The organism is Pseudomonas faucium (genome assembly GCF_021602585.1).
Taxonomy (GTDB): Bacteria; Pseudomonadota; Gammaproteobacteria; order Pseudomonadales; family Pseudomonadaceae; genus Aquipseudomonas; species Aquipseudomonas faucium.
On sequence record NZ_BQIP01000025.1, the window covers coordinates 52305 to 73748 of the forward strand.

General features: G+C 65.9%; 25 protein-coding genes. 13 read left to right on the top strand and 12 right to left on the bottom strand.

What is annotated here, in order from left to right:
• Positions 1–164 precede the first annotated feature (164 nt).
• Together L6D75_RS22965 and L6D75_RS22970 are read left to right on the top strand one after the other, a co-directional pair.
• Positions 165–431: a PepSY domain-containing protein gene (locus tag L6D75_RS22965; RefSeq protein ID WP_176510864.1), complete on the top strand. Its 267-nt coding sequence runs from the start codon at positions 165–167 to the stop codon at positions 429–431.
• Positions 431–973 carry a cytochrome b/b6 domain-containing protein gene (locus L6D75_RS22970; protein ID WP_176510904.1) on the top strand — a complete coding sequence of 181 codons (543 nt, stop codon included), beginning with the start codon at positions 431–433 and terminating at the stop codon, positions 971–973. The genes L6D75_RS22965 and L6D75_RS22970 overlap by 1 nt, the downstream gene beginning before the upstream one ends.
• A 128-nt stretch (positions 974–1101) precedes the next feature.
• Here L6D75_RS22970 and L6D75_RS22975 read toward each other — a convergent pair whose 3' ends face one another.
• From L6D75_RS22975 to L6D75_RS22990, 4 genes are read right to left on the bottom strand one after another with little or no spacing between them, the layout of a single operon-like run.
• Positions 1102–2205, bottom strand: coding sequence for an agmatine deiminase family protein (locus L6D75_RS22975; RefSeq protein WP_176510865.1), 1104 nt, complete (start codon positions 2203–2205; stop codon positions 1102–1104).
• A 3-nt stretch (positions 2206–2208) separates the two neighbouring features.
• Positions 2209–3294: an extracellular solute-binding protein gene (locus L6D75_RS22980; protein WP_176510866.1), complete on the bottom strand. Its 1086-nt coding sequence runs from the start codon at positions 3292–3294 to the stop codon at positions 2209–2211.
• A 2-nt stretch (positions 3295–3296) separates the two neighbouring features.
• Complete coding sequence (gene aguB / locus L6D75_RS22985) at positions 3297–4193, bottom strand: N-carbamoylputrescine amidase (RefSeq protein ID WP_176510867.1); 897 nt, start codon at positions 4191–4193, stop codon at positions 3297–3299.
• A complete protein-coding gene (locus tag L6D75_RS22990; RefSeq protein WP_176510868.1) occupies positions 4190–5230 on the bottom strand; it encodes an agmatine deiminase family protein in 1041 nt (346 codons plus the stop codon). The genes aguB and L6D75_RS22990 overlap by 4 nt, the downstream gene beginning before the upstream one ends.
• 135 nt (positions 5231–5365) lie before the next feature.
• Between L6D75_RS22990 and L6D75_RS22995 the strand changes: the two genes are divergently transcribed.
• From L6D75_RS22995 to L6D75_RS23005, 3 genes are all read left to right on the top strand, one after another.
• On the top strand, positions 5366–6220 hold the full coding sequence (locus tag L6D75_RS22995) for a LysR substrate-binding domain-containing protein (protein WP_176510869.1): 855 nt from the start codon (positions 5366–5368) through the stop codon (positions 6218–6220).
• A gap of 134 nt (positions 6221–6354) precedes the next feature.
• Positions 6355–7566 (top strand): enoyl-ACP reductase FabV, encoded by a 1212-nt coding sequence (gene fabV, locus L6D75_RS23000; RefSeq protein WP_176510870.1) that lies wholly within the window; start codon positions 6355–6357, stop codon positions 7564–7566.
• Positions 7567–7730: 164 nt separating this feature from the next.
• Positions 7731–8639 (top strand): alpha/beta hydrolase family protein, encoded by a 909-nt coding sequence (locus tag L6D75_RS23005; RefSeq protein ID WP_176510871.1) that lies wholly within the window; start codon positions 7731–7733, stop codon positions 8637–8639.
• A 115-nt stretch (positions 8640–8754) separates the two neighbouring features.
• On the opposite strand, the gene L6D75_RS23010 is transcribed toward L6D75_RS23005, so the two are convergent.
• The 4 genes from L6D75_RS23010 to L6D75_RS23025 form a co-directional block, all read right to left on the bottom strand.
• Positions 8755–9096, bottom strand: coding sequence for a HopJ type III effector protein (locus L6D75_RS23010; protein ID WP_176510872.1), 342 nt, complete (start codon positions 9094–9096; stop codon positions 8755–8757).
• Positions 9089–9385 (bottom strand): DUF1244 domain-containing protein, encoded by a 297-nt coding sequence (locus L6D75_RS23015; RefSeq protein WP_176510873.1) that lies wholly within the window; start codon positions 9383–9385, stop codon positions 9089–9091. The genes L6D75_RS23010 and L6D75_RS23015 overlap by 8 nt, the downstream gene beginning before the upstream one ends.
• A gap of 10 nt (positions 9386–9395) precedes the next feature.
• Positions 9396–10088 carry a dihydromonapterin reductase gene (folM, locus tag L6D75_RS23020; protein ID WP_176510874.1) on the bottom strand — a complete coding sequence of 231 codons (693 nt, stop codon included), beginning with the start codon at positions 10086–10088 and terminating at the stop codon, positions 9396–9398.
• 76 nt (positions 10089–10164) lie between these two features.
• The gene (locus L6D75_RS23025) at positions 10165–10725 is read right to left on the bottom strand and encodes a putative antibiotic biosynthesis monooxygenase (protein WP_176510875.1); all 561 of its coding nucleotides are present in this window, start codon (positions 10723–10725) and stop codon (positions 10165–10167) included.
• A 218-nt stretch (positions 10726–10943) separates the two neighbouring features.
• On the opposite strand from L6D75_RS23025, the gene L6D75_RS23030 reads away from it, so the two are divergent.
• On the top strand, positions 10944–11876 hold the full coding sequence (locus L6D75_RS23030; protein WP_176510876.1) for a MerR family transcriptional regulator: 933 nt from the start codon (positions 10944–10946) through the stop codon (positions 11874–11876).
• Here the strand turns inward: L6D75_RS23030 and L6D75_RS23035 are convergent.
• On the bottom strand, positions 11861–12478 hold the full coding sequence (locus tag L6D75_RS23035) for a hypothetical protein (RefSeq protein WP_176510877.1): 618 nt from the start codon (positions 12476–12478) through the stop codon (positions 11861–11863). The genes L6D75_RS23030 and L6D75_RS23035 overlap by 16 nt on opposite strands.
• 59 nt (positions 12479–12537) lie before the next feature.
• On the bottom strand, positions 12538–12966 hold the full coding sequence (locus L6D75_RS23040; protein WP_176510878.1) for a PAS domain S-box protein: 429 nt from the start codon (positions 12964–12966) through the stop codon (positions 12538–12540).
• 104 nt (positions 12967–13070) lie between these two features.
• On the opposite strand from L6D75_RS23040, the gene L6D75_RS23045 reads away from it, so the two are divergent.
• The gene (locus L6D75_RS23045; protein WP_176510879.1) at positions 13071–13526 is read left to right on the top strand and encodes a flavodoxin; all 456 of its coding nucleotides are present in this window, start codon (positions 13071–13073) and stop codon (positions 13524–13526) included.
• A gap of 43 nt (positions 13527–13569) precedes the next feature.
• On the opposite strand, the gene L6D75_RS23050 is transcribed toward L6D75_RS23045, so the two are convergent.
• Positions 13570–14442, bottom strand: a complete 873-nt coding sequence (locus L6D75_RS23050; RefSeq protein WP_176510880.1) for a LysR family transcriptional regulator — start codon at positions 14440–14442, stop codon at positions 13570–13572.
• A gap of 97 nt (positions 14443–14539) precedes the next feature.
• On the opposite strand from L6D75_RS23050, the gene L6D75_RS23055 reads away from it, so the two are divergent.
• The 4 genes from L6D75_RS23055 (at position 14540) to L6D75_RS23070 (ending at position 17716) form a co-directional block, all read left to right on the top strand.
• A complete protein-coding gene (locus tag L6D75_RS23055; RefSeq protein WP_176510881.1) occupies positions 14540–14926 on the top strand; it encodes a CidA/LrgA family protein in 387 nt (128 codons plus the stop codon).
• A complete protein-coding gene (locus tag L6D75_RS23060) occupies positions 14916–15602 on the top strand; it encodes an LrgB family protein (protein WP_176510882.1) in 687 nt (228 codons plus the stop codon). Before L6D75_RS23055 ends, L6D75_RS23060 begins: the two co-directional genes overlap by 11 nt.
• Before the next feature lie 177 nt (positions 15603–15779).
• Entirely contained in the window at positions 15780–16685 is a 906-nt protein-coding gene (locus L6D75_RS23065; protein WP_176510883.1) for an alpha/beta fold hydrolase, read from the top strand.
• A gap of 116 nt (positions 16686–16801) precedes the next feature.
• On the top strand, positions 16802–17716 hold the full coding sequence (locus L6D75_RS23070; protein WP_176510884.1) for an SDR family oxidoreductase: 915 nt from the start codon (positions 16802–16804) through the stop codon (positions 17714–17716).
• A gap of 231 nt (positions 17717–17947) precedes the next feature.
• Here L6D75_RS23070 and L6D75_RS23075 read toward each other — a convergent pair whose 3' ends face one another.
• Positions 17948–18730, bottom strand: coding sequence for an IclR family transcriptional regulator (locus tag L6D75_RS23075; RefSeq protein WP_176510885.1), 783 nt, complete (start codon positions 18728–18730; stop codon positions 17948–17950).
• 114 nt (positions 18731–18844) lie between these two features.
• Between L6D75_RS23075 and hmgA the strand changes: the two genes are divergently transcribed.
• Together hmgA and fahA are read left to right on the top strand one after the other, a co-directional pair.
• Positions 18845–20146 (top strand): homogentisate 1,2-dioxygenase, encoded by a 1302-nt coding sequence (gene hmgA, locus L6D75_RS23080; protein WP_176510886.1) that lies wholly within the window; start codon positions 18845–18847, stop codon positions 20144–20146.
• Between the two features lie 3 nt (positions 20147–20149).
• The gene (gene fahA, locus L6D75_RS23085) at positions 20150–21442 is read left to right on the top strand and encodes a fumarylacetoacetase (protein WP_176510887.1); all 1293 of its coding nucleotides are present in this window, start codon (positions 20150–20152) and stop codon (positions 21440–21442) included.
• The last annotated feature ends 2 nt before the right edge of the window (positions 21443–21444 follow it).

Consider the following 21444-nt stretch of genomic DNA (forward strand, 5'->3'; position numbering starts at 1 on the left):
ATGCCCCAGCATCGGTGGCTTTGGCTGATTTGTTAAGTTTGTTTTTCTTTGCCATTGATCGGGAAAGCAAATGAATGCCCCGACGCCACGAGGCCACTGCCGGCCTCGTCTAAGCTGGAAACGTTCCGCCGCGTCTTTCAACCCACCGATTGGAGCACACCGCCATGCGCATGCTGATTGCCGCCACCTTGCTGCTGGGTAGCAGTGCCGCCTTCGCCGCCACGCAATGCACCACCGCCGACAAGAGCACCTGGCAAAACCCGGAAAAATTCCAGGCCCAGCTCAAGGAGCAGGGCTACAAGATCAACAAGTTCCAGGTCACCAAGGGCAACTGCTACGAGATCTACGGGTTCGACAAGGAGGGCAAGAAGGTCGAGATCTACCATGACCCGGTCTCGGGCAAGGCCGTCAAGACCGAATACCACAAATGATGCAACGCGCGACCGTCACGCTGTGGGACCCGCTGTTGCGCCTGTGCCACCTGTCGTTCGCCACCGTGTTCTTTGCCGATTATTTTTTCAACGAAGAGGGTGACGACTGGCACCAGTGGCTCGGTTACTACGCGTTGGGCTGCGTGCTGGTGCGCCTGGTGTGGGGCTTCGTCGGGCCGCGAAGTGCGCGCTGGGCCGATTTCTGGCCAACCCCTGTGCGCCTGGCGGCCCATGCCCGGGCGCTGTTCAAGGGCCAGCCCTACCATCGCTTGGGGCATTCGCCGATTGGTGCGCTGGTGATGCTGCTGATGCTCGCAGGCATTACTGGCCTTGGGCTGACCGGCTGGGCCTCGCAGGAGGTTGACGCGCTATGGGGGGCCGATTGGCCCATGCAGGTGCACAGCTTCCTGGCCGATGCCGTGTTGGCGCTGGTTTGCGTGCATGTGCTGGCGGCGATCGTCGAGAGTGTGCGGTTGCGCGAGAACCTGCCGTTGTCGATGCTGACCGGGCGGCGGCGTATGCCTGATGAGCACTTAGAATGAAGCAGCCGCTTTGCCTGGGCTGGCCTCTTCGCGGGGCAAGCCCGCTCCCACAGGTACCCCACAAGTCTTGAGTCCGGTGGTGCTCCTGTGGGAGCGGGCTTGCCCCGCGAAGAGGCCAGACCTGCCTGCTAGGCCGGGCACTGGTGGGTGACGCAATGAATGCCCCCGCCACCTGCGGCGATCGCATCGATGTCCAGCTGCACGATCTCGCGCCCCGGATACAGCGCGGCCAGTAGCGCCCGGGCCTTCTCATCAGCCTGGGCATCGCCGAACTGCGGGGCGATGACGGCGCCATTGATGACGAAGTAGTTGATGTACCCAGCGGCAAAATCGGCGCTCTTGCTGAACCTGTTGCGCCGCCCGCGCGTTGGCGGCGACACCAGGTGCACCTGCAAGGCCCGGCCTTCGGCATCGGTGGCCTTCTTGAGAATCTCCAGGTGCTTGCGCGTGACCTCGTAGTCGAAGGATTCGGGGTCGTTGTCGAGGTTGGCAATCACCACGCCCGGCCGCACGAAGCGGGCATAGAAGTCGACATGGCCATCGGTGATGTCCTCGCCGGCGATGCCCGGCAGCCAGATGATTTTGTCGAGGCCCAGGCGCTTCTTGAGTTCGGCTTCGACTTCGGCCTTGCTCCAGCCGGGGTTGCGGTTGGCGTTGATCCAGCTGCTCTCGGTCATGATGCCGGTGCCGTGGCCGTCCACCTCGATGGCGCCGCCTTCGCCCACCAGCTCGCTGCGCTGGTAGCGCGCGCCGGCCAGGGCGGCCACCCGCTTGGCCAGTTGGGCGTCGTTGCGGTGGCGTTGCTTGTTGCCCCAGCCGTTGAAGTTGAAGTCCACCGCGGCCAGCCCATCGCCCTCGTCGACGACGAAGTTGGCGCTGATGTCGCGCATCCAGATGTCATCCAGCGCGCAGGTGACGAACTGGGTGTTGGCGCTGGCGCAGTGCCGCTCGGCCAGCGCGCGCTCGCTTTCGCGGCAGAACACGGTCACTGGCTGGTAGCGGGCAATGGCCTGGGCGATGCGGCCCAGGGCCGCTTGCACGTCGGCGGTGAAGTCCTCCCAGATGGCGTCCTGGGCGGCGAAGGCGATGAAGGCGCGCTGCTGCGGCTCGCCCTCGTCGGGCATGAACCAGCGGCCCGCCTGGTCGGCGCGGGCCAGGCCCAGGGGCAAGCCGAGGCTGGCGCCCAGGCCTGCGGCCAGTGACAGTTGCAGGAAGGTTCTACGGCTTGGCATGGGTCAGTCCTGTGCAGTCTTGAAGCGCGTCCACACCCGCATGCGCGCGCGCATGTCGGCCTGGGGGATGTCGCGGCCCGGGATCAGCCGGGCATAGGTGGCTTCGTCGAGGTAGATATCGGGGTTGTCACGCAGCCGCGGCTCGACCGCCTCGCGCGCCTTGGCACTGGCCGTGGGGTAACCGGTGAAGTTGCTGATCGCGGCCATGTTCTGCGGGCGCATGACGAAGTTGATGAAACGATAGGCGTATTCCGGGTGCTTGGCATCGGCAGGTATCGCCATGGTGTCCATCCACACCGTGGTGCCCTGGCGCGGCACGCGGTACTGGAAGTCCAGCTGCTTGCCGGCGGCCTCGGCGGTGCGCTGGGCCTGGATCACGTCGCCGCTGTAGCCCAGCGACAGGCACAGGTTCTCGTTGACCAGCTCGGTCACCGGCTGCGACTGGAACTTGCGGATGTACGGGCGTACCGCCTTGAGCAGTTCGCTGGCCGCGGCCAGGTCTTCGCGCTTGGCGCTGCGCGGTTCGCGGCCCAGGTAGTTGAGCACCACGGCCAGCACTTCGTCGGGCGAGTCGATGATCGAGATGCCGCAGTCGGCGAACTTGGCGGCAAGCTCCGGCTTGAACAGCAAATCGAGGTTGTCCAGCGGGGCATCGGGCATGCGCTGGCGGATCATCCCGGCATTGCTGGTCAGGCCGATGGTGCCCCAGGTGTAGGGCACCGTGGCCTGGCTGGCCTTGGGGTACTGGTCATGCAGCTTGCGCAGGCCAGGGTCGATGTCGTCCAGCGCTTGCAGCTGGCTGCGGTCCAGTTTCTGCAGGCTGCCGGCACGCATCAGGCGCTCGGCCACGGTGTCGCCGGGGAACACCAGGTCATAGCCGCTGCGCCCGGACATCAGCTTGGCTTCGAGCACTTCGCTGCCGTCCATCACGTCGTAGATCACCTGGATGCCGGTTTCGGCCGTGAACTGCTTGAGCGTGTCGGCGGCGAAGTAGTCGGCCCAGTTGTACAGGCGCAGCGTCGGCTGCTCGGCCTGGGCGTGGGCGGTGCACAGGGCCAGGGCGAGTGCCGCCAGGTGTGGCAGTTTCATGGTCAGGCCCTCGCAAGGTGGGAGTGGTTGCCGTCCAGGGTCAGCAGCGGCGCGTACATGTCCGGGCGCCGGTCGCGGTAGATGCCCCAGCTCAGGCGGTCCTCGCGCATGCGCGCCAGGTCCAGGTCGTGCAGCCAGATGCCGCTGCTGTTGCGGTCGGCTTGTTCCAGCAGCGCGCCCTTGTGGTCGCAGATGAACGACGAGCCGTAGAAGCGCATGGACAGGCCGGGGTCGCTGCCGGCGACTTCCTCGCCGACACGGTTGGCCGCCACCACCGGCAGCAGGTTGGCGGCGGCGTGGCCGCGCATGGCGACCTGCCAGTGGTCGCGCGAGTCCAGCTCGGCGGCGCCGGGCTCGGAGCCGATGGCGGTGGGGAACAGCAGCACCTCGGCACCCAGCAGCGCCAGGCAGCGCGCGGTTTCGGGGAACCACTGGTCCCAGCAGATGCCGATGCCCAGGCGGCCGAAGGCGGTGTCCCAGACCTTGAAGCCGGTGTCGCCGGGGCTGAAGTATTCCTTTTCCTGGTAGCCGATGGCGTTGGGGATGTGGGTCTTGCGGTAGACCCCGAGCAGGCGGCCGTCGGCATCGGCGACGGTCAGCGAGTTGAAGAAGGCATTGCCGGCCCGTTCATACCAGCTCAGCGGCAGCACCACGCCCAGCTCGCCGGCCAGCGCGGCGAAGCGCTGCAGGATCGGGCTGTCGGCGTAGGGCTGGGCCAGGGCCTGGTGGCGGTGGTCCTGTTCGATGCAGAAGTAGGGCGTGGCGAACAGCTCCTGCAGCAGGATCACCTGGGCGCCCTGGGCGGCGGCCTGGCGCACCAGCTGCTCGGCGCGCTCGAGGTTGTCCGGCAGGTTCCAGCTGCACGGCATCTGCGTGGTGGCGATGCGCAGCAGGCTCATGGCTGCACCTCGGGTTGCTGCTGGGTGATGCAGTGGATGCCGCCACCGCCGTGGGCGATATGGTCGATGCGCACCGGCACGATTTCCCGATCCGGGAAGGCGTGGGCCAACTGCGCGGCGGCAGCGTCGTCGGCGGCAATACCATAGGCCGGCATGATGACTGCGCCGTTGGCCAGGTAGAAGTTGGTGTAGGAGGCGCAGAACACCTCGGCATCCGGGTCGACTGCGGCGCTGGCTTCGTACAAGTCGAGCAGTTCGAAACGGCGGCCCTGGGCATCGCTGGCCAGCTCCAGGGCGCGGCGGTTTTCCCGCACCACTTCGGCGTATACCGAACCCTGGTCATGGGTGGCATCGGCCAGCAGCACGCCGGGGCGGGCGAAGGCGCACACGCCGTCCACATGGCCATCGGTCATGTCGCCGGTGACGTACTGCGGGTCGCCGGGCAGCCAGATGGTCTTGCGGATGCCCAGGTGGCGGGAGAAGCAGCGCTCGAATTCGGCCTTGCTGATGCCGGGGTTGCGGTTGGGGTTGAGCAGCACCGATTCGGTGGTGATCAAGGTGCCTTCGCCGTCCACGTGAATGGCGCCGCCTTCATTGCACAAGGCGGTGCTGAAGCCGTCCAGGCCCAGGTGGTCGAGGATGCGTCGGCCCAGGCTGCGGTCCAGGCCGTGGGCGGATTTGCCGCCCCAGGCGTTGAAGCGCCAGCTCAGGCCGGCAAGGCCGTGCTGCGGGTGGCAGATGAAGCTGGGGCCACTGTCGCGGCACCAGCTGTCATCGACGGCCAGCTCGATCAGTTCGATGTTGCTGCCGCACAGGGCGCGGGCACTGGCCACGGCCGCAGGGTCGACGACCATCTTCACCGGCTCGAAACGAGCGATGGCGGCGGCCACCCGGGCAAAATCGCGCTGCACGTCGGCCAGGCTCACCTGCCAGCCGCTTTCCCACAGGGCCTGGTTGTGCGGCCAGATCATCCAGGTGGCAGCGTGGCGGGCCCATTCGGCAGGCATGCGCCAGCCGCTGTCGAGGGACAGGTCCATAGAGAACTCCGATCTATTAAGGATTTTTATCAACGAAGCCCGCCGTCGCGGGTGTTGGTGACCATGCTATGGCTATGAAGCGGCAGCGACAAACGATAGATTTAGCGCATATCTGATCAGCAGGGCTTATCGATCATGCTCAAACACTGGCCACCCCTCAATGCCCTCAGAGGCTTCGAAGCGGCCGCGCGGCTGGGCAGCTTCCACAAGGCGGCTGAGGCGCTGAACCTCACCCAGTCGGCCATCAGCCAACAGATCCGCAGCCTGGAAACCTACCTGGAGCAGCCGCTGTTTTACCGCAGTGGCCGCAGCGTCAGCCTGACCGATGCCGGCCACGACCTGCTCAGCACCACCCAGTCGCTGCTGCAGCACCTGGCAGTGGGCATTCGCCGCCTCGACCAGTACCGCAAGCCCAACCAGCTGGTGGTCAACACCACGCCGGCATTCGCCCGGCATTGGCTGCTGCCGCGCCTGGCCGATTTCCATCAGCGCTGCCCAGAGGTCGACCTGTGGCTGTTCACCAGCTTCGAGGTGCCCGACATGGCCACCGAGACCATCGACCTGGCCATCCGTGATGACCTCAGCGCCCAGGCCGAATGCAGCTTCAGCGTGCTGCACCAGGACCACCTCTACCCGGCCTGCCACCCCTCGCTGGCCACGGCCCCTGGCCGCACCACCCTGCACGGCGAGCGCGAGATGGACTGGAGCCACTGGCAGCTGGAAGGGGGCGAGGATGTCGGCCAGCAGGGCAAGGGGCTGAACTTCTCCGACCCGGGCCTGCTGCTGGATGCCGCCAGCGAAGGCCTGGGCGTTGCCCTGGTCAGCCAGCTGCTGGCCCGCCGGGCGGTGCAGCAAGGGCTGCTGCAGGCGCTGTCGGCGCAGCGGGTGCGCGGCCCGGCCTGGGCCTGCCTGGTGCACCGCGACAGCCAGGGCGACCCGCTGGCCAGGCAATTTCTCGAATGGCTCAAGGACGCGCTGGGCCAGGAATGACGCGGGTGGTTTTGAATCCCTTCGATCAGCCCGTAATATGTGTCGGATAACCTGCGGGGGTAGTCTCACCCTCTGATCAATCGGAAGCGCCCCTGGCGGCGCTTCCCCAGCATAAACCTGACGAGGTACAGACATTGGCCATCATTCATCCTAAGGTTCGCGGTTTCATCTGCACCACGACTCACCCGAAGGGCTGCGAGCTCAACGTCCGTGACCAGATCGAAGCCACCCGCAAGCTGGGCGTGCGCGAGGATGGCCCGAAGAAGGTACTGGTCATCGGCGCTTCCAGCGGCTACGGCCTGGCGGCACGCATCACCGCCGCCTTCGGCTTCAAGGCCGACACCCTGGGCGTGTTCTTCGAAAAGCCGGGCACCGAGACCAAGCCTGGTACCGCCGGCTGGTACAACGCTGCCGCCTTCGACAAGTTCGCCAAGGCCGAGGGCCTGTACAGCAAGTCGATCAACGGTGACGCCTTTTCCGACGAAGCCCGCGCCAAGGTCATCGAGCTGATCAAGAACGAAATGGGCGGCAAGGTCGACCTGGTCATCTACTCGCTGGCCTCGCCGGTGCGCAAGCTGCCGCAGACCGGTGAGCTGATCCGCTCCGCGCTCAAGCCGATCGGCGAGCCGTACAAGTCGACGGCCATCGACACCAACAAGGACACCATCATCGAGGCCAGCATCGAGCCGGCCACCGAGCAGGAAATCGCCGACACCGTCACCGTCATGGGCGGCCAGGACTGGCAGCTGTGGATCGACGCCCTGGCCGGCGCCGACGTGCTGGCCGAAGGCGCGCGCACCGTGGCCTTCAGCTACATCGGCAGCGACATCACCTGGCCGATCTACTGGCACGGCGCCCTGGGCCAGGCCAAGCAGGACCTGGACGAAACCGCACTGCGCCTGAACGAGAAGCTGGCCAAAGACGTGAAAGGCGGCGCCAACGTGGCCGTGCTCAAGTCGGTGGTGACCCAGGCCAGCTCGGCCATTCCGGTGATGCCGCTGTACCTGTCGATGGTCTTCAAGATCATGCAGGAGAAGGGCGTTCACGAAGGCACCCAGGACCAGCTCGACCGCATGTTCCGCGAGCGCATGTTCCGCGCCGACGGCCAGCCTGCCCAAGTCGACGAAAAAGGCCGCCTGCGCCTGGACGACTGGGAACTGCGTGACGACGTGCAGGGTGCCTGCAAGGCCCTGTGGCCGACCGTGACCACCGAGAACCTGTTCGCGCTGACCGACTACGCCGGTTACAAGAAGCAGTTCCTCAACCTGTTCGGCTTCGAGCGCGATGACGTCAACTACGACGAAGACGTGGCCACCGATGTGAAGTTCGACTGCATCGAGCTGTAAGCAAAACCGGGCTGGCCCTATCGCCGGCAAGCCGGCTCCCACAGCAATAGCATCGCCTCCAAAGGCCTGCTGTGTACCTGTGGGAGCCGGCTTGCCGGCGATAGGGCCGGTACAGGCACAAGATTTTTTGCTAGCGTTGGCGCACAACAAAAGGAAAGCGCGCCATGAGCAGCCTCACCCAACCGGCCACTTCTTTTCGCCAGACCACAGCCGACGGCTACAGCCTCGGTGGCTTCTGCTGGCGCCACGCCCAGGCCAACCCCCAGCGCCCGCTGGTGATCATCAATGCCGCCACCTCCGTACGCTGCCGCTACTACGCGCGCTTTGCCGACTACCTGTTCGCCCAGGGTTTCGATGTGCTGACCTACGATTACCGTGGCATCGGCGAATCGCGGCCGCCTTCCTTGCGCGGTTTCAAAGCTACATGGAGCGATTGGGGCCGGCTGGATTTCGAGGCCATGCTGGCGCATGCGGCGCAGGCGTTCCCCGGCCAGCCGGTGGATGTAGTGGGGCACAGCTTCGGTGGTTGCGCCGTGGGCCTGGCGCCCTCTGCCGGGCAGGTGCGGCGGGTGCTGATGGTTGGCGCGCAGTTCGCCTACTGGCGCGATTACGCCGCCGACCAGCGCTGGCGGTTGCTGGGCAAATGGCACGTGGTGATGCCGCTGCTGACCCGTGCGTTCGGCTACTTCCCCGGCAAGCGCCTGGGCTGGATGGAAGACACGCCGGCCGGCGTGGTGCACGACTGGACCACCCGCACCCCACGCTATGAACACCGGCCCAGCGGGCGCGGGCTGGAGGAGGCACCCTTTGCCCGGGTGCGTGCAGCGACCCTGGCCATCAGCCTGACCGACGACCCGTTCGGCACCGTGGCGGCGACTGAACGCCTATTGGGTTATTTGCAAGGCGCCGAGCGCCATCACCTGCGCATCGCGCCTGTGGATATCTCGGTTGAGGAGATTGGCCATTTTGCGTTTTTCCACGACCGGTTTCGCGACAGCCTGTGGCCGGTGGCGTTGCAATGGCTTGAGTGTGGGAGGGTGATGGCGGGAGGGCCGGGGCAGATCATCAGCTGATGTTGCCTGCACCTGCCTCATCGCTGGCAAGCCAGCTCACACAGAAAAGCGACCAACGCTGAACCTGTGGGAGCTGGCTTGCCAGCGATTGGGCCGCGCCGCGGCCCTGGCGATATCAGGCTTTGCGCGACAGCGGCAGCTCGGCGAATTTCACACCTGCCAGGCCATGCTTGATCAGCGCACGGATATTGCCATGGTCACTGCCTTCGGGCGTGGCCTGCACATCGCGGTAATGCTCGCCAAAGGCCAGCAGGGCCTCCTGGTCGCTCAGGCCCTCCAGCAGGGCCAGGCCCAAGGTCTTGCACGAGCCTTCGTTCTGCCCGGCGGCGTTTTCCACGCCGCCGTTATCGAAGGCCTGGGGCTGGTAGCTGTAGTGGGCGGCAACGAACGCCAGGGTGTCGGCGAAGGCATGTTGGCCGCTGGCCAGGCTGGCGCGCAGGGTGTTCAGGTCAGTCACGGGGTTTTCCTTTTTCGAACGCCGCTTGCTGCTCGGCGCTGGCTTCTTTCTGGTGTTGGGCTTTCCACTCGGCATAGGGCATGCCGTACACCGCTTCGCGGGCATCGTCCAGGCTGATTTCGAGCTGGCGCTCGTCGGCGGCGGCCTTGTACCACTTGGACAGGCAGTTGCGGCAGAAACCGGACAGGTTCATCAAATCGATGTTCTGCACATCGGTGCGCTTTTGCAGGTGTTCGACCAGGCGCCGGAAGGCGGCGGCCTCGAGCTCGAGTTGTTGTTGCGGGGTCATGGCGTTTCTCTCAAGTCATGCGGTTCTTCAGGTGGCGGCCACCGTTGATGACCACCTGGCTGCCGGTGCTGTACTGGCTGGCGAGCAGGTACTTGACCGTCTCGATCAGCGGCCCGGCGCCGGGTTCGAATTCCAGCAGGGCCTTCTTCAGGGTCTGCTGGCGATAGGCCTCGTCACCGCCTTCCTTGAGGATCAGCAGGCCGGGCAGGATGCCGTTGACGTGCACCTTGGGCGCGTACTTCTCGGCGAACGACAGCACCATGTTCTGCAGCGCGGCCTTGGTCGCGGCGTAGCCGATGTGGCTCTTGCTGCCGCGCGAGGAGGTTTCGTCGCAGATGTGGATGATGTCGGCCTTGTCCACCTTGGCCAGCAGCTCGCCCAGGGCCAGGTTGAGGTGGTAGGGCGCTTCGACATGCAGGCGGAACATGGTGTCCAGGTTGTCCAGGCCGTCGTCGAGCCACAGCGAGGCGTTGTGGATGATCGCACGCAGGCCGTCGTAATGCTGCTGCAGAAAATCGATCAGCGCCTGGCGGTCGGCCGCCTGGCACAGGTCGGCCTGGAACTGCACGATGTTCGGGTGCGCCGGCTGCGGTTGCACGCTGCGGCTGGCGCTGACTACGGTGTGGCCGGCCTGTGCCAGCTCAAGTGCCAGGGCCAGCCCGACGCGCTGGCTGGCTCCGGTAATGAGAATGGGGCTGTTCATGTGCGGGCGGTCAACTTGTCTGTCCTGTCGTTGCCGCCCAGCATACCCGAACTGTTTCCCTCTTGTAGCCCCGGCCTCAGCGGCTGCGCAGGGCGGCGCCGGGTGCCGGAGTGGCGTGCAGCCAGCTGGCCAGCAGGCGGGTGGAAAGGGGGATGAACAGGTAGACCATCAGCGGGGTCAGGGCCAGGGTGCTGAGCAGCACCCGCGGTAGTAGCTCCAGTGGCGCCAGCCAGTGGCCGAACAGCACATTGAACAGCAACGACACCGGGAAGAACGCCAGCCAGATGGCCACTGCCTGCTTCCAGCGTGGCGGCTTCTGCACCATGTTGGTGCCAAACCAGTCGTCGATGCCGCTGACGCGCCTCTCTTTGGGGCGTTCGAACAAGCCATTGCCCCGCTGCAACCAGGCCCGGCGCGAGGCCGAGTGTTCCCAGGCGTGCAGCGTGGGTTCGTCGCTGAAGCGGAAGATGATCTGGAATTCGTCGCTGTCACGGGGCGGGGCGAAGATGCCCGAGCCGAGGTAGCCGGGGAAGTCGGTGGCCAGCTGCTCGCCTTCGTGCAGCCAGGCCAGCAGGTCCTGGTAGCGGCCATGGGCAGCGCGGCGCGACACCAGCAAGGTGACGGGTGGGGTAGACATCGTGTATCTCCTGGCGGCGGGGCTGGCGGGTAGCTGGCCCCTAGGCTGTGGCGCCCGGGGTGGTGGGCGGCGCAGGCGTGCATGCAAGAATCGGGCGCGGATTATCCGCTGCAGGGCGCGTTCTGCAAATATCCTGTAGCAAACGCTTGTTGTCCTGCGGTCTATCCTGACGTTGTAGAATGCGCGTTCAACTTCCGTGCACAGGCCGCTCAGTGCTGATGAACAAACAGGGATGTACTTCGCCAGTCGAAGTCGGTGTGGAACACCACCAGCTCTTCCCCATCCGCGAAGTATCCCGCCTCACCGGGGTCAATGCCGTGACCTTGCGCGCCTGGGAGCGCCGCTACGGGCTGATCCTGCCTACCCGCACCGAAAGCGGGCATCGCCTGTATTCGCAGGCCGACATCGATGAAATCCGCCGTATCCTCGGCTGGCTCGAGCGCGGTGTCGCGGTCAGCAAGGTCGGCAGCATCCTTGCCCGCGACCAGGCGGTGGCGCAGCACGCCCTGGTGAGCGACACCGTCAAAGGCTGGCAGGCCCGCTTGCGCGATGCGGTGCATCGCTTCGACAGCGCGGGCCTGGATCGGCTGTTCGACCAGGTGTTCGCCGCCCTCAGCCTGGACCAGGTGTTCGCCGAGGTGTTCATGCCGGTGTGGCACGACCTGGCGGCAGGGCAGGCGGCCTTTGGCCGGGCTAGCGAGTGGTTGTTTCTCGACCAGTTCCTGCGCGGCCGGGTGTTCGCCCGTTTGCAGTTGCCACGCCAGCGTTGCAGCCATCATGTGCTACTGGTGCCGTTGCCGGGGCTGTGCCTGGAGCTGGAGTTGCTGGTAAACGGCTTGCTGCTGGCCAGCGACGAAGTGGCGGTGACCACGTTGATGCCAGGGCAACCGCTGGAAGAACTGGCGCTGGTCAGCGAGCGCCTCGGGCCGGATGCCGTGGTGCTGTTTTCCAACCATGTGCCTTCTGTGGAGCTGACCAAGCGGCTAACTCGCCTGGTGGTGGGCCTGCAGTGCCCGTTGCTGTTGGCCGGTGAGGCGGCCGAAGGGGCCCAGGAACGCCTGGCGGGCAGCCCGGTGGCGTGCCTCGGCGCAGAAGCGGGTTTGATGCGGCGGCGTTTGCGACAGTACCTGGCCGGTCAGCTCGATACTTGAGCGTGCAGTTCCGGGTGCGCCTGGCGGTGGGCCTGGAGGATGTACTCGCGCAGGCGCTCGACTTCTTCGGCCGGGCTGCGGCTGAGGTCGTAGGCGGCCAGTTCAGGGCCGATGCGCCGGCGCAGCCTGCCGTGCAGGGTGATCGCCGGGATGCCGCCGGGGGCGAAATGCAGGTCGAAGCGCGAAGGCGCCTGGGCCAGCCCGCGAATCTCCACCAGCGCGCCCTTGAAGGAAATATCCCGTACCAGCAGGCCGCTGGGCTGGCCCTGGGCATCGAGCAGCGCGCTCGGTTGGTCCATCGACAGGCGCCAGGGGCGCAGCATCGGGCCGTCTTCGTAGATTTCCGGTGAGCCGATCTGCAGGTGCAGGGCGTGGAACTCATCCTCGACCAGTTGCAGCGGGAAGCTGATCTGCTGGTTGTTGAACTGCGCCTGCAGGGTGACCTGCTCGTTGGCGACCAGGCGGGTCAGCAACGACTGAATGCGATGGTCGCCGTTGACCAGCAAGCTCGACACCGGGTCGGCCAGGTTCAACTGCGGGGAGTGCTGCATGTCCTGGATAAAATCCAGTTCGTCCTGGGTCAGGAGCGCATCGGCTTGCATGATCGAACTCGGTGGTGACGATTTCTTCAACGGGATGGACCGTGCCGAGGGCGCTTGGTTCAGGGGCGCTCGTCGGAATTCCGACGAGCGTGCAATTGGGCCAGTTCGCGTTCCAGCTCGACCTGGCGGCTGACGTCCTTCTGGATACCGATGAAATAGCTGCGCTGGTCGGCGTCGCAGCGCACCGGGGTAATCGACAGCTCGTTCCAGAAAGCGCTGCCGTCCTTGCGGTAGTTGCGCAGCACTTCGCGGCACGGGCGGCCTTCGGCCAGGGCCTTGCGGATGCGTGCGCGGCCAAGCTGGTCGCGATCATCGCCCTGCAGGAAGCGGCAATCCTGGTAGAGAATTTCGTCACGGCTGAAGCCGGTCAGGCGTTCGAACGCTGCATTCACGTAGATCAGGATGGTGTCGTCGCCTTCCTGTTCAGCGACCACGATCCCGTCGTTGGAGGCATCGACCATCGATTGCAGCAGTTGCGCGTTGATCATGTCCGGGCCATCGAGCGGAAAGGGGACTTTGGTAGAGGCGGCCTTTTGCCAGCGCCGAATGCTAGTATCCTACGTTTTCACTCAGTTTCGGAATCCTCTTCTTGATGAAAGTCGCCATTATTTCCGGCTCCGTGTACGGCACCGCCGAAGAAGTCGCCCGCCATGCAGAGGCTTTGCTCAAGGCCGCAGGCTTTGAAGCCTGGCACGCTGCCCGTGCTACCCAGCAGGACCTTGAAGGCTTTGCCCCCGACGCGTTGCTGGCGGTGACTTCGACCACTGGCATGGGCGAGCTGCCGGATAACCTGATGCCGCTGTACAGCACTATTCGCGACACCCTGCCAGCCGCTTGGCGCGGCCTGCCGGGTGGGGTGATCGCCCTGGGTGATTCCAGCTATGGCGATACCTACTGCGGCGGTGGCGAGCAGATGCGCGAGCTGTTCGCCGAGCTGGGCGTGCGCGAAGTGCTGGCGATGCTCAAGCTCGATGCCAGCGAGACCGTGACCCCGGAGACCGATGCCGAGCCGTGGCTGGCCGACTTTGCCCAGGCTTTGACGGCCTGACGCATTTGACTGCGGGAGCTGGCATGCCGGCTCCCACAGAGGCCTATCCCTTCACCAGTTCCAGCCAAGCCTTGGCCGCCCGCGAAAGATACGCGCCACGCCGCCAGATGAAGGCGATGTCCCAGCGCAGGTAGTCCGGCGCCCGCAACGGCAACCTCACCACCCCAGGCCGCTCCAGCGCCTTGGCCACCACCCGCGGCAGTAGCACCACACCTTGCCCCGCCGCCACCAACGCCACCAGAAAATCAGCCTGGCCGCTGCGCCCGCCTTCCTTGGGCGTGAAGCCCTGCTGCTGGCACGCCTTGAGCAGCCGTTCATTGAGCACGAAACCGCGCTGGAACAATAGAAAAGGGGTGTCGGCCAGTTGCCGCAAATCGACCTCTTGCAACCCCGCCAGCACATGCCCCGTGGGCAACAGCGCATCCAGCGGCTCGTTGCAGAACGGCTGGTATTCGAACGCCGGGTCGTTCGGCGTCAGGCTACCGCCCAACTCAAGCTCGCCACTGTGCACCGCCTGCTCGACCGTGCGGCTGCCGCCTTCGAGCAGTTGAATGGCAATGTTCGGGTGGCGCCGCCGGTATTCGGCGAACAACCCGGCGAACAAGGCATCGCTGCCCAGCATCGGCAGGCCCAGGCGCAGTTCGCCGCGTTCCATCTGGCCAAGGTCGTCCAGCTCGTTGAGCAGCGCCTGGCGTTGGCGCAACAACGCCTCGCCCCGTTCCAGGACGATGCGCCCGGCTGCCGTCAGGTGCAGGTGCGAGGCCTGGCGTTCGAGCAGCGGCTGCCCCAGCGCCTGCTCAAGCTGAGCCACCTGCTTGCTTACCGCCGACTGGCTGATGTGCAGCGTCTGCGCGGCCTGGGTGAAACCGCCGCGCTGCACCACTTCGATGAAGCTGCGTAGCTGTTTGAATTCCATCTTTCGAATTCCATTATGGAATGCCGATCAGTCTAACAATTCGCTTTTGGCCTGGGCAGCCCAATCCTAAAATAAGGGCCTGTAGAGGACCCCCCCCATGAAACCCGCGTTAATGAAAAAGCCCCTGCGCCTGCTCGCCGAGCTGGCGGTGCTGATGGCGTTGTTCTGGTTCGGCGGCCAGCTCGCCGGCTGGCTGGGCTGGCCAATCCCAGGCGGCGTGATGGGCCTGGCGTTGCTGCTGGTGTTGTTCGCCTGCGGCGTGGTCAAACCCGCCACCTTGCAACTGGGCGCCGGCTGGCTGATGGCCGAGATGCTGTTGTTCTTCATCCCGGCACTGATGAGCCTGCTCGACTACGGCAGCCTGGTGCGCGAGGAAGGCTGGCGCATTCTGCTGGTGATTGCCGTGAGCACCCTGATGGTCATGGTGGTGACTGCCGTCACCGTCGAACTGGTGTGCCGCTGGAGGTTGCGCCATGAGCCTTGAACCCATGCCCCTGTTCTGGCTGGCGCTGACCTTGCTCGCTTACCTGGGCAGCCGCTGGCTGTACCGGCGGACCGGGCGTTACCTGGTGTCGCCGCTGATTCTGGTGCCCGCCTTGCTGCTGGCGGTGGCTGTGCCCCTGCACACCGCCTATGCCGAATACGCCCGCAATACCCATTGGCTGATGAGCGTGCTGGGCCCGGCCACGGTGGCGTTCGCCGTGCCGATCTGGCAGCAGCGGGCGATGCTGGCGCGCGATTGGCCGGCGTTGCTGCTCGGCATGCTGGCCGGCAGTACGGCGTCGATCGCCAGCTCGTGGGGCCTGGCCCACCTGCTGTCGCTGGATGCCGCGACCAGCCTGTCGCTGGTGCCGCGCTCGATCACCACGCCGTTCGCCATGCCGCTGGCCCATGACCTGGGTGGCGTGCCCGAGCTGACCGCGGTGTTCGTGATGTTCACCGGCGTGCTCGGTGCCCTGTTCGGCGGTGTGCTGCTGCGCTGGCTGCCGCTGCGCTCGGCGCTGGCGCGGGGGGCGCTGTTCGGTGTTGGCGCGCATGGCGCCGGCGTCAGCCGCGCCCATGAAGTGGGCCGCGAAGAAGGTTCCGTGGCCGGCCTGGTCATGGTGCTGACCGGTTTGCTCAACCTGTTCGCCGCGCCCCTGCTGGCGATGCTGCTGTGACCGTTCGTGCCACTGACTCGCTCAGTCATCAAGCTGGCTGGCAACGCAAGTTTCAGCGAGGGGGCGCCTGATTAGACTCGGCCTCGACACAGAGAGCACATGTATGTGCCGAGGTGACACGCAATGACCGCAGCCTTGCCCAACACCCTCAAGCGCTAGACAACCGGGACGAATACGATGCCATTGGCCGAGATACCATTGTGCGTCTGGCGTACCCGGGGACAGAGTTTCACGTTCCGGGGCCAGAGCATCCGCTACTGGACCGCAGGGCAAGGAGAGCCCCTGCTGCTTCTGCATGGATTCCCCACCGCCAGCTGGGATTGGCACTACCTGTGGGCGCCGTTGACCCAGCATTTTCGCCTGATCGCCTGCGACATGCTGGGCTTTGGCGACTCGGCCAAACCGCTGGACCACGACTACAGCCTGCTGGAGCAGGCCGACCTGCAGCAGGCCTTGCTGGCCCACCTCAAGGTCGACGCGCCGGTGCACCTGCTGGCCCACGACTATGGTGGCAGCGTGGCCCAGGAGCTGCTGGCCCGGCACCACGAGCAGCGCGCCGACATCGCCAGCTGCGTGTTCCTCAACAGCGGCCTGTTCCCGGAAAGCTGCCAGGTGCTGCTGGTGCAGAAGCTGCTGCTCAGCCGCCTGGGCTGGCTGTTCGGGCGCTCGTTCAAGCGCGATGACCTGGTGCGCAATGTCACGCAGATCTACGGGCCCTGCACCCACCCCAGCGAAAGTGCCCTGGACGATTGCTGGAGCCTGATTGCCGCGCATGGCGGTACCCGCATCCTGCACAAGCTGGTGAGCTTCGTGCCCGAGCGCAGGGCCCAGCGCGAGCGCTGGGTCGGTGCGCTGCGGGCCGACGGTGTGCCCCTGCGCATGATCAACGGCGTGGTCGACCCGCTGTCGGGCGCGCGCATGGTCGAGCGCTACCAGCAGCTGGTGCCCAACGCGGACACCGTGCAGCTGCAAGGCATCGGCCATTACCCGCATACCGAAGCCCCGACGCTGGTGCTGCGCCATTACCTGGCGTTTCGCGAAAAGCTGCTCAGCTACCTGCCACGCAAAGTCGCCTGGTCCTGAGCCGCCGACCATCGGCCTGCGTTATCGCCTGGCATTCAGCGTGGGTGCGCTTGATTGTCCGCCGCCTGGGCGTTGGCCCAGACTCGCTGCATTCAACCTGACCTGGAGCCAAGGGCATGAACGAGCCGGTATCTGTGCAAGACCGTGTGGTGATCGTCACGGGGGCCGGCGGCGGCCTGGGCCGCGCCCATGCGTTGTTGTTCGCCGCGCGCGGTGCCCGGGTGGTGGTCAATGACCTGGGTGGCTCCAGCCACGGCGAAGGCGCCAGTGCTTCGGCAGCCGACCGGGTGGTGGCCGAGATTCGCGCCGCCGGCGGCAGCGCCGTGGCCAACCACGATTCGGTCAGTGATGGCGCGCGCATCGTCGAGCAGGCCCTGGACGATTTCGGCCGGGTCGATGTGCTGGTGAACAACGCCGGCATCCTGCGCGACAAGACCTTCCACAAGATGGACGATGCCGACTGGGAGCAGGTCTACCAGGTGCATGTCGAGGGCGCTTTCAAGGTCACCCGCGCCGCCTGGCCGCACCTGCGCGAGCAGAACTGGGGCCGGGTGATCTTCACCGCCTCCACGTCCGGCATCTACGGCAATTTCGGCCAGGCCAACTACGGCATGGCCAAGCTGGGCCTGTATGGCCTGACCCGCACCCTGGCCATCGAAGGGCGCAAGCACGGCGTGCTGGTCAACGCCATCGCGCCCACCGGCGGCACGCGCATGACCGAAGGGCTGATCCCGCCGCAGGTGTTCGAGCGCCTCAAGCCCGAGCTGGTCAGCCCGTTGGTGGTGTACCTGGGCAGCGAGCAGTGCCAGGACAGCGGGGCGCTGTTCGAAGTGGGCGGCGGCTGGATTGGCAAGGTGCGCTGGGAGCGCAGCCTGGGCGTGGGCTTTGACCCGCGTGAAGGCTTCACCCCGGAGCAGGTGGCCGAGAGTTGGGCGCAGATTGGCGATTTCGAAGGCGCGCTGCACCCGCAGGACAACATCCAGGCCCTGCAGCAGATGATGGCCAACCTGCAGAAGTATCCGCTGGCGTGAGGGCCGCTTTTCACCGGGCATAAAAAAAGCCGCTGCAATCGCAGCGGCCAATCGAGACGTTAGATCAAGGAGCTTCAAAATCTACGTCGGTGAACCTCGCAAGCCTGAAGAGCTGGGGGGGTAGTGCCCTTCATGCCGGCCAGTGAGTTAAGAATAAGCGCTTGATCCTGTGGGAAAAATAGCCGCTTATGACATTCACCTTTACGTTTCGGGCAACAGTGCCCAGGCGCTTCAGGCCTGTGGCGAATGGCCCATGCGCCAGCTCGTGTCACGCGCTGCCGCCAGCAGGCGCTGGGCCGCCGGGCCATGTTCATCGGCATGGAAGATCGACGTCGGCCCCACCACGGTCATCACTGCAGCAATCTGGCCCAGGGCGTTGAACACCGGTGCCGACAGCGCATCGACGCCAGGCATCAGCAGGCCATGCACATGGTGCAGGCCACGTTCGCGAATGCCGGCCAGCAGCGCTTCGTAGTCGGCGGCGGTGTGCTGCAGCGTGGCCAGTTCACGCTCGCGCAGGTCCACGGTTTCGCGTTCGGGCAGGTAGGCGGCAAACACCAGCCCGGTCGACGAACTGAGCAGCGGCAGCACCGAACCGATCTGGGTCACCACGGTAACGGCCCGCACCGCAGGCTCGATGCTCACCACCGTGGCGCCCTGGTTGCCCCACACCGCGATGAAGCAGCTCTCGTTGAGCGCGTCGCGCAGTTGCGACAGCGGCAGCGCCGCCACCTTCAGCACATCGATGCTGCCCAGCGCCGCCAGGCCCACGCGCAGCGCCTCCCGGCCCAGCCCATAATGATTGGTGGCCGCATCCTGTTCGGCAAAGCCACTGGCGATCAGCGCCTGCAGGTAGCGGTGCACCTTGCTCGCCGGCATCTGCACATGTTCGGCCAGGCGCGACAGCGAGGTGGACGGGGACAGCTCGGCGAGGGCCTTGAGGATGTCGGTGCCGACTTCCGCCGAGCGGACCTTCTGCTTGCCGGTGTCGGTGGGGGAGCTGGCTTTGGCCATGGGCGTGGAGGTTCCGGATTCTTCGAGTCGCGCCTTTATAGCTTGACGCCATGCAGGGAGCAAATTACGTTATTCGTAATCTGATTACGATAAAAACAAAACCCGGAGGCTTCGATGAACCGCGACACGTCCCCCGACCTTCAGTACCTGAGCGGCTTTGGCAACGAATTCGCCTCTGAAGCCTTGCCCGGCGCATTGCCTGTCGGGCAGAACTCGCCGCAGAAGGCCCCCTATGGCCTGTACGCCGAGCTGCTGTCGGGTACCGCGTTCACCATGGCCCGCAGCGAACTGCGCCGCACCTGGTTGTACCGCATCCGCCCCTCGGCCCTGCACCCGCGCTTCGAACGCCTCGAGCGCCAGCCCCTCGGCGGCCCGCTGGGCGCGGTCACCCCCAACCGCCTGCGCTGGAACCCGCAGCCGATCCCCAGCGAGCCGACCGACTTCATCGAAGGCTGGCTGCCGATGGTGGCCAACGCGCCGTCGGAAAAACCCGCGGGCGTGAGCATCTACATCTACCGCGCCAACCGCTCCATGGACCGGGTGTTCTTCAACGCCGACGGCGAACTGCTGCTGGTGCCCGAACACGGCCGCCTGCGCATCGCCAGCGAGCTGGGGGTGATGGACGTCGCACCCCTGGAAATCGCGGTGATCCCGCGCGGCATGAAGTTTCGCGTCGAGCTGCTCGATGGCCAGGCGCGTGGCTACATCGCGGAAAACCACGGCGCCCCGCTGCGCCTGCCGGACCTCGGTCCGATCGGCAGCAACGGCCTGGCCAACCCGCGCGATTTCCTCACCCCGGTGGCGCACTACGAAGAAGCCGAAGGGCCGGTGCAGCTGGTGCAGAAATTCCTCGGCGAGCACTGGGCCTGCGAGCTGCAGCACTCGCCGCTGGACGTGGTCGCCTGGCACGGCAGCAACGTGCCCTACAAGTACGACCTGCGCCGATTCAATACCCTGGGAACGGTCAGCTTCGACCATCCCGACCCATCGATCTTCACAGTGCTGACCTCGCCGACCAGCGTGCATGGCCTGGCCAACATGGACTTCGTGATCTTCCCACCGCGCTGGATGGTGGCCGAAAACACCTTCCGGCCTCCGTGGTTCCACCGCAACCTGATGAACGAGTTCATGGGCCTGATCGACGGCGCCTACGATGCCAAGGCCGAAGGCTTCGTGCCGGGTGGCGCTTCGCTGCACGGGGTGATGAGCGCCCACGGGCCGGATGCCGACATCTGCGAAAAAGCCATCGCCGCCGACCTTGCGCCGCACAAGATCGACAACACCATGGCCTTCATGTTCGAGACCAGCCAGGTGCTGCGCCCGAGCCGCCAGGCCCTCGAATGCCCGCAATTGCAGGCCGACTACGACAGCTGCTGGGCCACCTTGCCGAGCACCTTCAACCCGAACCGGAGATAACCGATGAACCAGACCGCCAATGCCCGTAGCTGGGTCGAGCATGCCAACGGGCACCGCGACTTCCCGCTGCAGAACCTGCCGCTGGGCATCTTCAGCCGCCCGGGTGAAGCGCTGCGCTGTGGCGTGGCCATCGGCGACGCCATCCTCGACCTCGAGGCGGTGCTGGCCGCCGGGCTGTTCGACGGCCAGGCCAAGGCCGCCGTCGAGGCGACCCGTGGTGGGGCGCTGAACGCCTTCTTCGCCCTCGGCCGCAACGCCCGCGTGGCGCTGCGTGAACGCCTGCAGGCGCTGTTGGGCGAACACAGCGAGCACCAGGCTGCACTGGGCGCGGCGCTGTACCCGGCCAGCGATTGCCAGATGCACATGCCGGCCAAGGTCGGCGACTACACCGACTTCTACGTCGGCATCCAGCACGCCACCAACGTTGGCAAGCTGTTCCGCCCCGACAACCCGCTGCTGCCCAACTACAAGTACGTGCCGATCGGCTACCACGGCCGCGCCTCCACCCTGCGCCCCTCGGGCGCCGAGGTGCGTCGGCCGAAAGGCCAGACGCTGCCGGCCGGCCACAGCGAGCCGAGCTTCGGCCCCTGCGCACGCCTGGACTACGAGCTGGAGCTGGGCATCTGGATCGGCCAGGGCAACGACATGGGCCAGGCCATCCCGATCGCCGAGGCCGAACAGCACCTGGCGGGCCTGTGCCTGCTCAACGACTGGTCGGCGCGAGATATCCAGGCCTGGGAATACCAGCCGCTCGGCCCGTTCCTGTCGAAGAGCTTCATCACCTCGATCTCGCCGTGGGTGGTGACGGCCGAAGCGCTGGCGCCGTTCCGCTGCGCCCAGCCGGCGCGCCCGGAGGGCGACCCGCAGCCACTGCCGTACCTGCTGGACCCACGCGACCAGGCCAGCGGCGCCTTCGATATCGAACTGGAAGTGCTGCTGCTCACCGAGCGCATGCGCGAGCAGGGCCTGCCGGCCCAGCGCCTGGCACTGAGCAACACCCTGAACATGTACTGGACAGTGGCCCAGCTGATCGCCCACCACAGCGTCAACGGCTGCCAGTTGCAGCCTGGCGACCTGTTCGGTTCGGGCACCTTGTCCGGTGCCACGCCCGACGCCTTCGGCAGCCTGCTGGAGACCACCGTGGGTGGCAAGCAGCCGGTGGAGCTGGCCAGTGGCGAGCTGCGCAAGTTCCTCGAGGACGGCGACGAGATCATCCTGCGCGCCCGCTGCCAGCGCGATGGCGTGGCCAGCATCGGCTTCGGTGAATGCCGCGGCAAGATCATCGCGGCCAACTGAGG

Excerpts from the sequence above, each read along its gene's own strand:
- L6D75_RS22965 (WP_176510864.1), top strand. The coding sequence starts at position 165 with ATGCGCATGCTGATTGCCGCCACCTTGCTGCTGGGTAGCAGTGCCGCC.
- L6D75_RS22970 (WP_176510904.1), top strand. The coding sequence starts at position 431 with ATGCAACGCGCGACCGTCACGCTGTGGGACCCGCTGTTGCGCCTGTGC.
- L6D75_RS22975 (WP_176510865.1), bottom strand. The coding sequence starts at position 2,205 with ATGCCAAGCCGTAGAACCTTCCTGCAACTGTCACTGGCCGCAGGCCTG.
- L6D75_RS22980 (WP_176510866.1), bottom strand. The coding sequence starts at position 3,294 with ATGAAACTGCCACACCTGGCGGCACTCGCCCTGGCCCTGTGCACCGCC.
- aguB (WP_176510867.1), bottom strand. The coding sequence starts at position 4,193 with ATGAGCCTGCTGCGCATCGCCACCACGCAGATGCCGTGCAGCTGGAAC.
- L6D75_RS22990 (WP_176510868.1), bottom strand. The coding sequence starts at position 5,230 with ATGGACCTGTCCCTCGACAGCGGCTGGCGCATGCCTGCCGAATGGGCC.
- L6D75_RS22995 (WP_176510869.1), top strand. The coding sequence starts at position 5,366 with ATGCTCAAACACTGGCCACCCCTCAATGCCCTCAGAGGCTTCGAAGCG.
- L6D75_RS23005 (WP_176510871.1), top strand. The coding sequence starts at position 7,731 with ATGAGCAGCCTCACCCAACCGGCCACTTCTTTTCGCCAGACCACAGCC.
- L6D75_RS23015 (WP_176510873.1), bottom strand. The coding sequence starts at position 9,385 with ATGACCCCGCAACAACAACTCGAGCTCGAGGCCGCCGCCTTCCGGCGC.
- folM (WP_176510874.1), bottom strand. The coding sequence starts at position 10,088 with ATGAACAGCCCCATTCTCATTACCGGAGCCAGCCAGCGCGTCGGGCTG.
- L6D75_RS23025 (WP_176510875.1), bottom strand. The coding sequence starts at position 10,725 with ATGTCTACCCCACCCGTCACCTTGCTGGTGTCGCGCCGCGCTGCCCAT.
- L6D75_RS23030 (WP_176510876.1), top strand. The coding sequence starts at position 10,944 with ATGAACAAACAGGGATGTACTTCGCCAGTCGAAGTCGGTGTGGAACAC.
- L6D75_RS23035 (WP_176510877.1), bottom strand. The coding sequence starts at position 12,478 with ATGCAAGCCGATGCGCTCCTGACCCAGGACGAACTGGATTTTATCCAG.
- L6D75_RS23040 (WP_176510878.1), bottom strand. The coding sequence starts at position 12,966 with ATGATCAACGCGCAACTGCTGCAATCGATGGTCGATGCCTCCAACGAC.
- L6D75_RS23045 (WP_176510879.1), top strand. The coding sequence starts at position 13,071 with ATGAAAGTCGCCATTATTTCCGGCTCCGTGTACGGCACCGCCGAAGAA.
- L6D75_RS23050 (WP_176510880.1), bottom strand. The coding sequence starts at position 14,442 with ATGGAATTCAAACAGCTACGCAGCTTCATCGAAGTGGTGCAGCGCGGC.
- L6D75_RS23055 (WP_176510881.1), top strand. The coding sequence starts at position 14,540 with ATGAAACCCGCGTTAATGAAAAAGCCCCTGCGCCTGCTCGCCGAGCTG.
- L6D75_RS23060 (WP_176510882.1), top strand. The coding sequence starts at position 14,916 with ATGAGCCTTGAACCCATGCCCCTGTTCTGGCTGGCGCTGACCTTGCTC.
- L6D75_RS23065 (WP_176510883.1), top strand. The coding sequence starts at position 15,780 with ATGCCATTGGCCGAGATACCATTGTGCGTCTGGCGTACCCGGGGACAG.
- L6D75_RS23070 (WP_176510884.1), top strand. The coding sequence starts at position 16,802 with ATGAACGAGCCGGTATCTGTGCAAGACCGTGTGGTGATCGTCACGGGG.
- L6D75_RS23075 (WP_176510885.1), bottom strand. The coding sequence starts at position 18,730 with ATGGCCAAAGCCAGCTCCCCCACCGACACCGGCAAGCAGAAGGTCCGC.
- hmgA (WP_176510886.1), top strand. The coding sequence starts at position 18,845 with ATGAACCGCGACACGTCCCCCGACCTTCAGTACCTGAGCGGCTTTGGC.
- fahA (WP_176510887.1), top strand. The coding sequence starts at position 20,150 with ATGAACCAGACCGCCAATGCCCGTAGCTGGGTCGAGCATGCCAACGGG.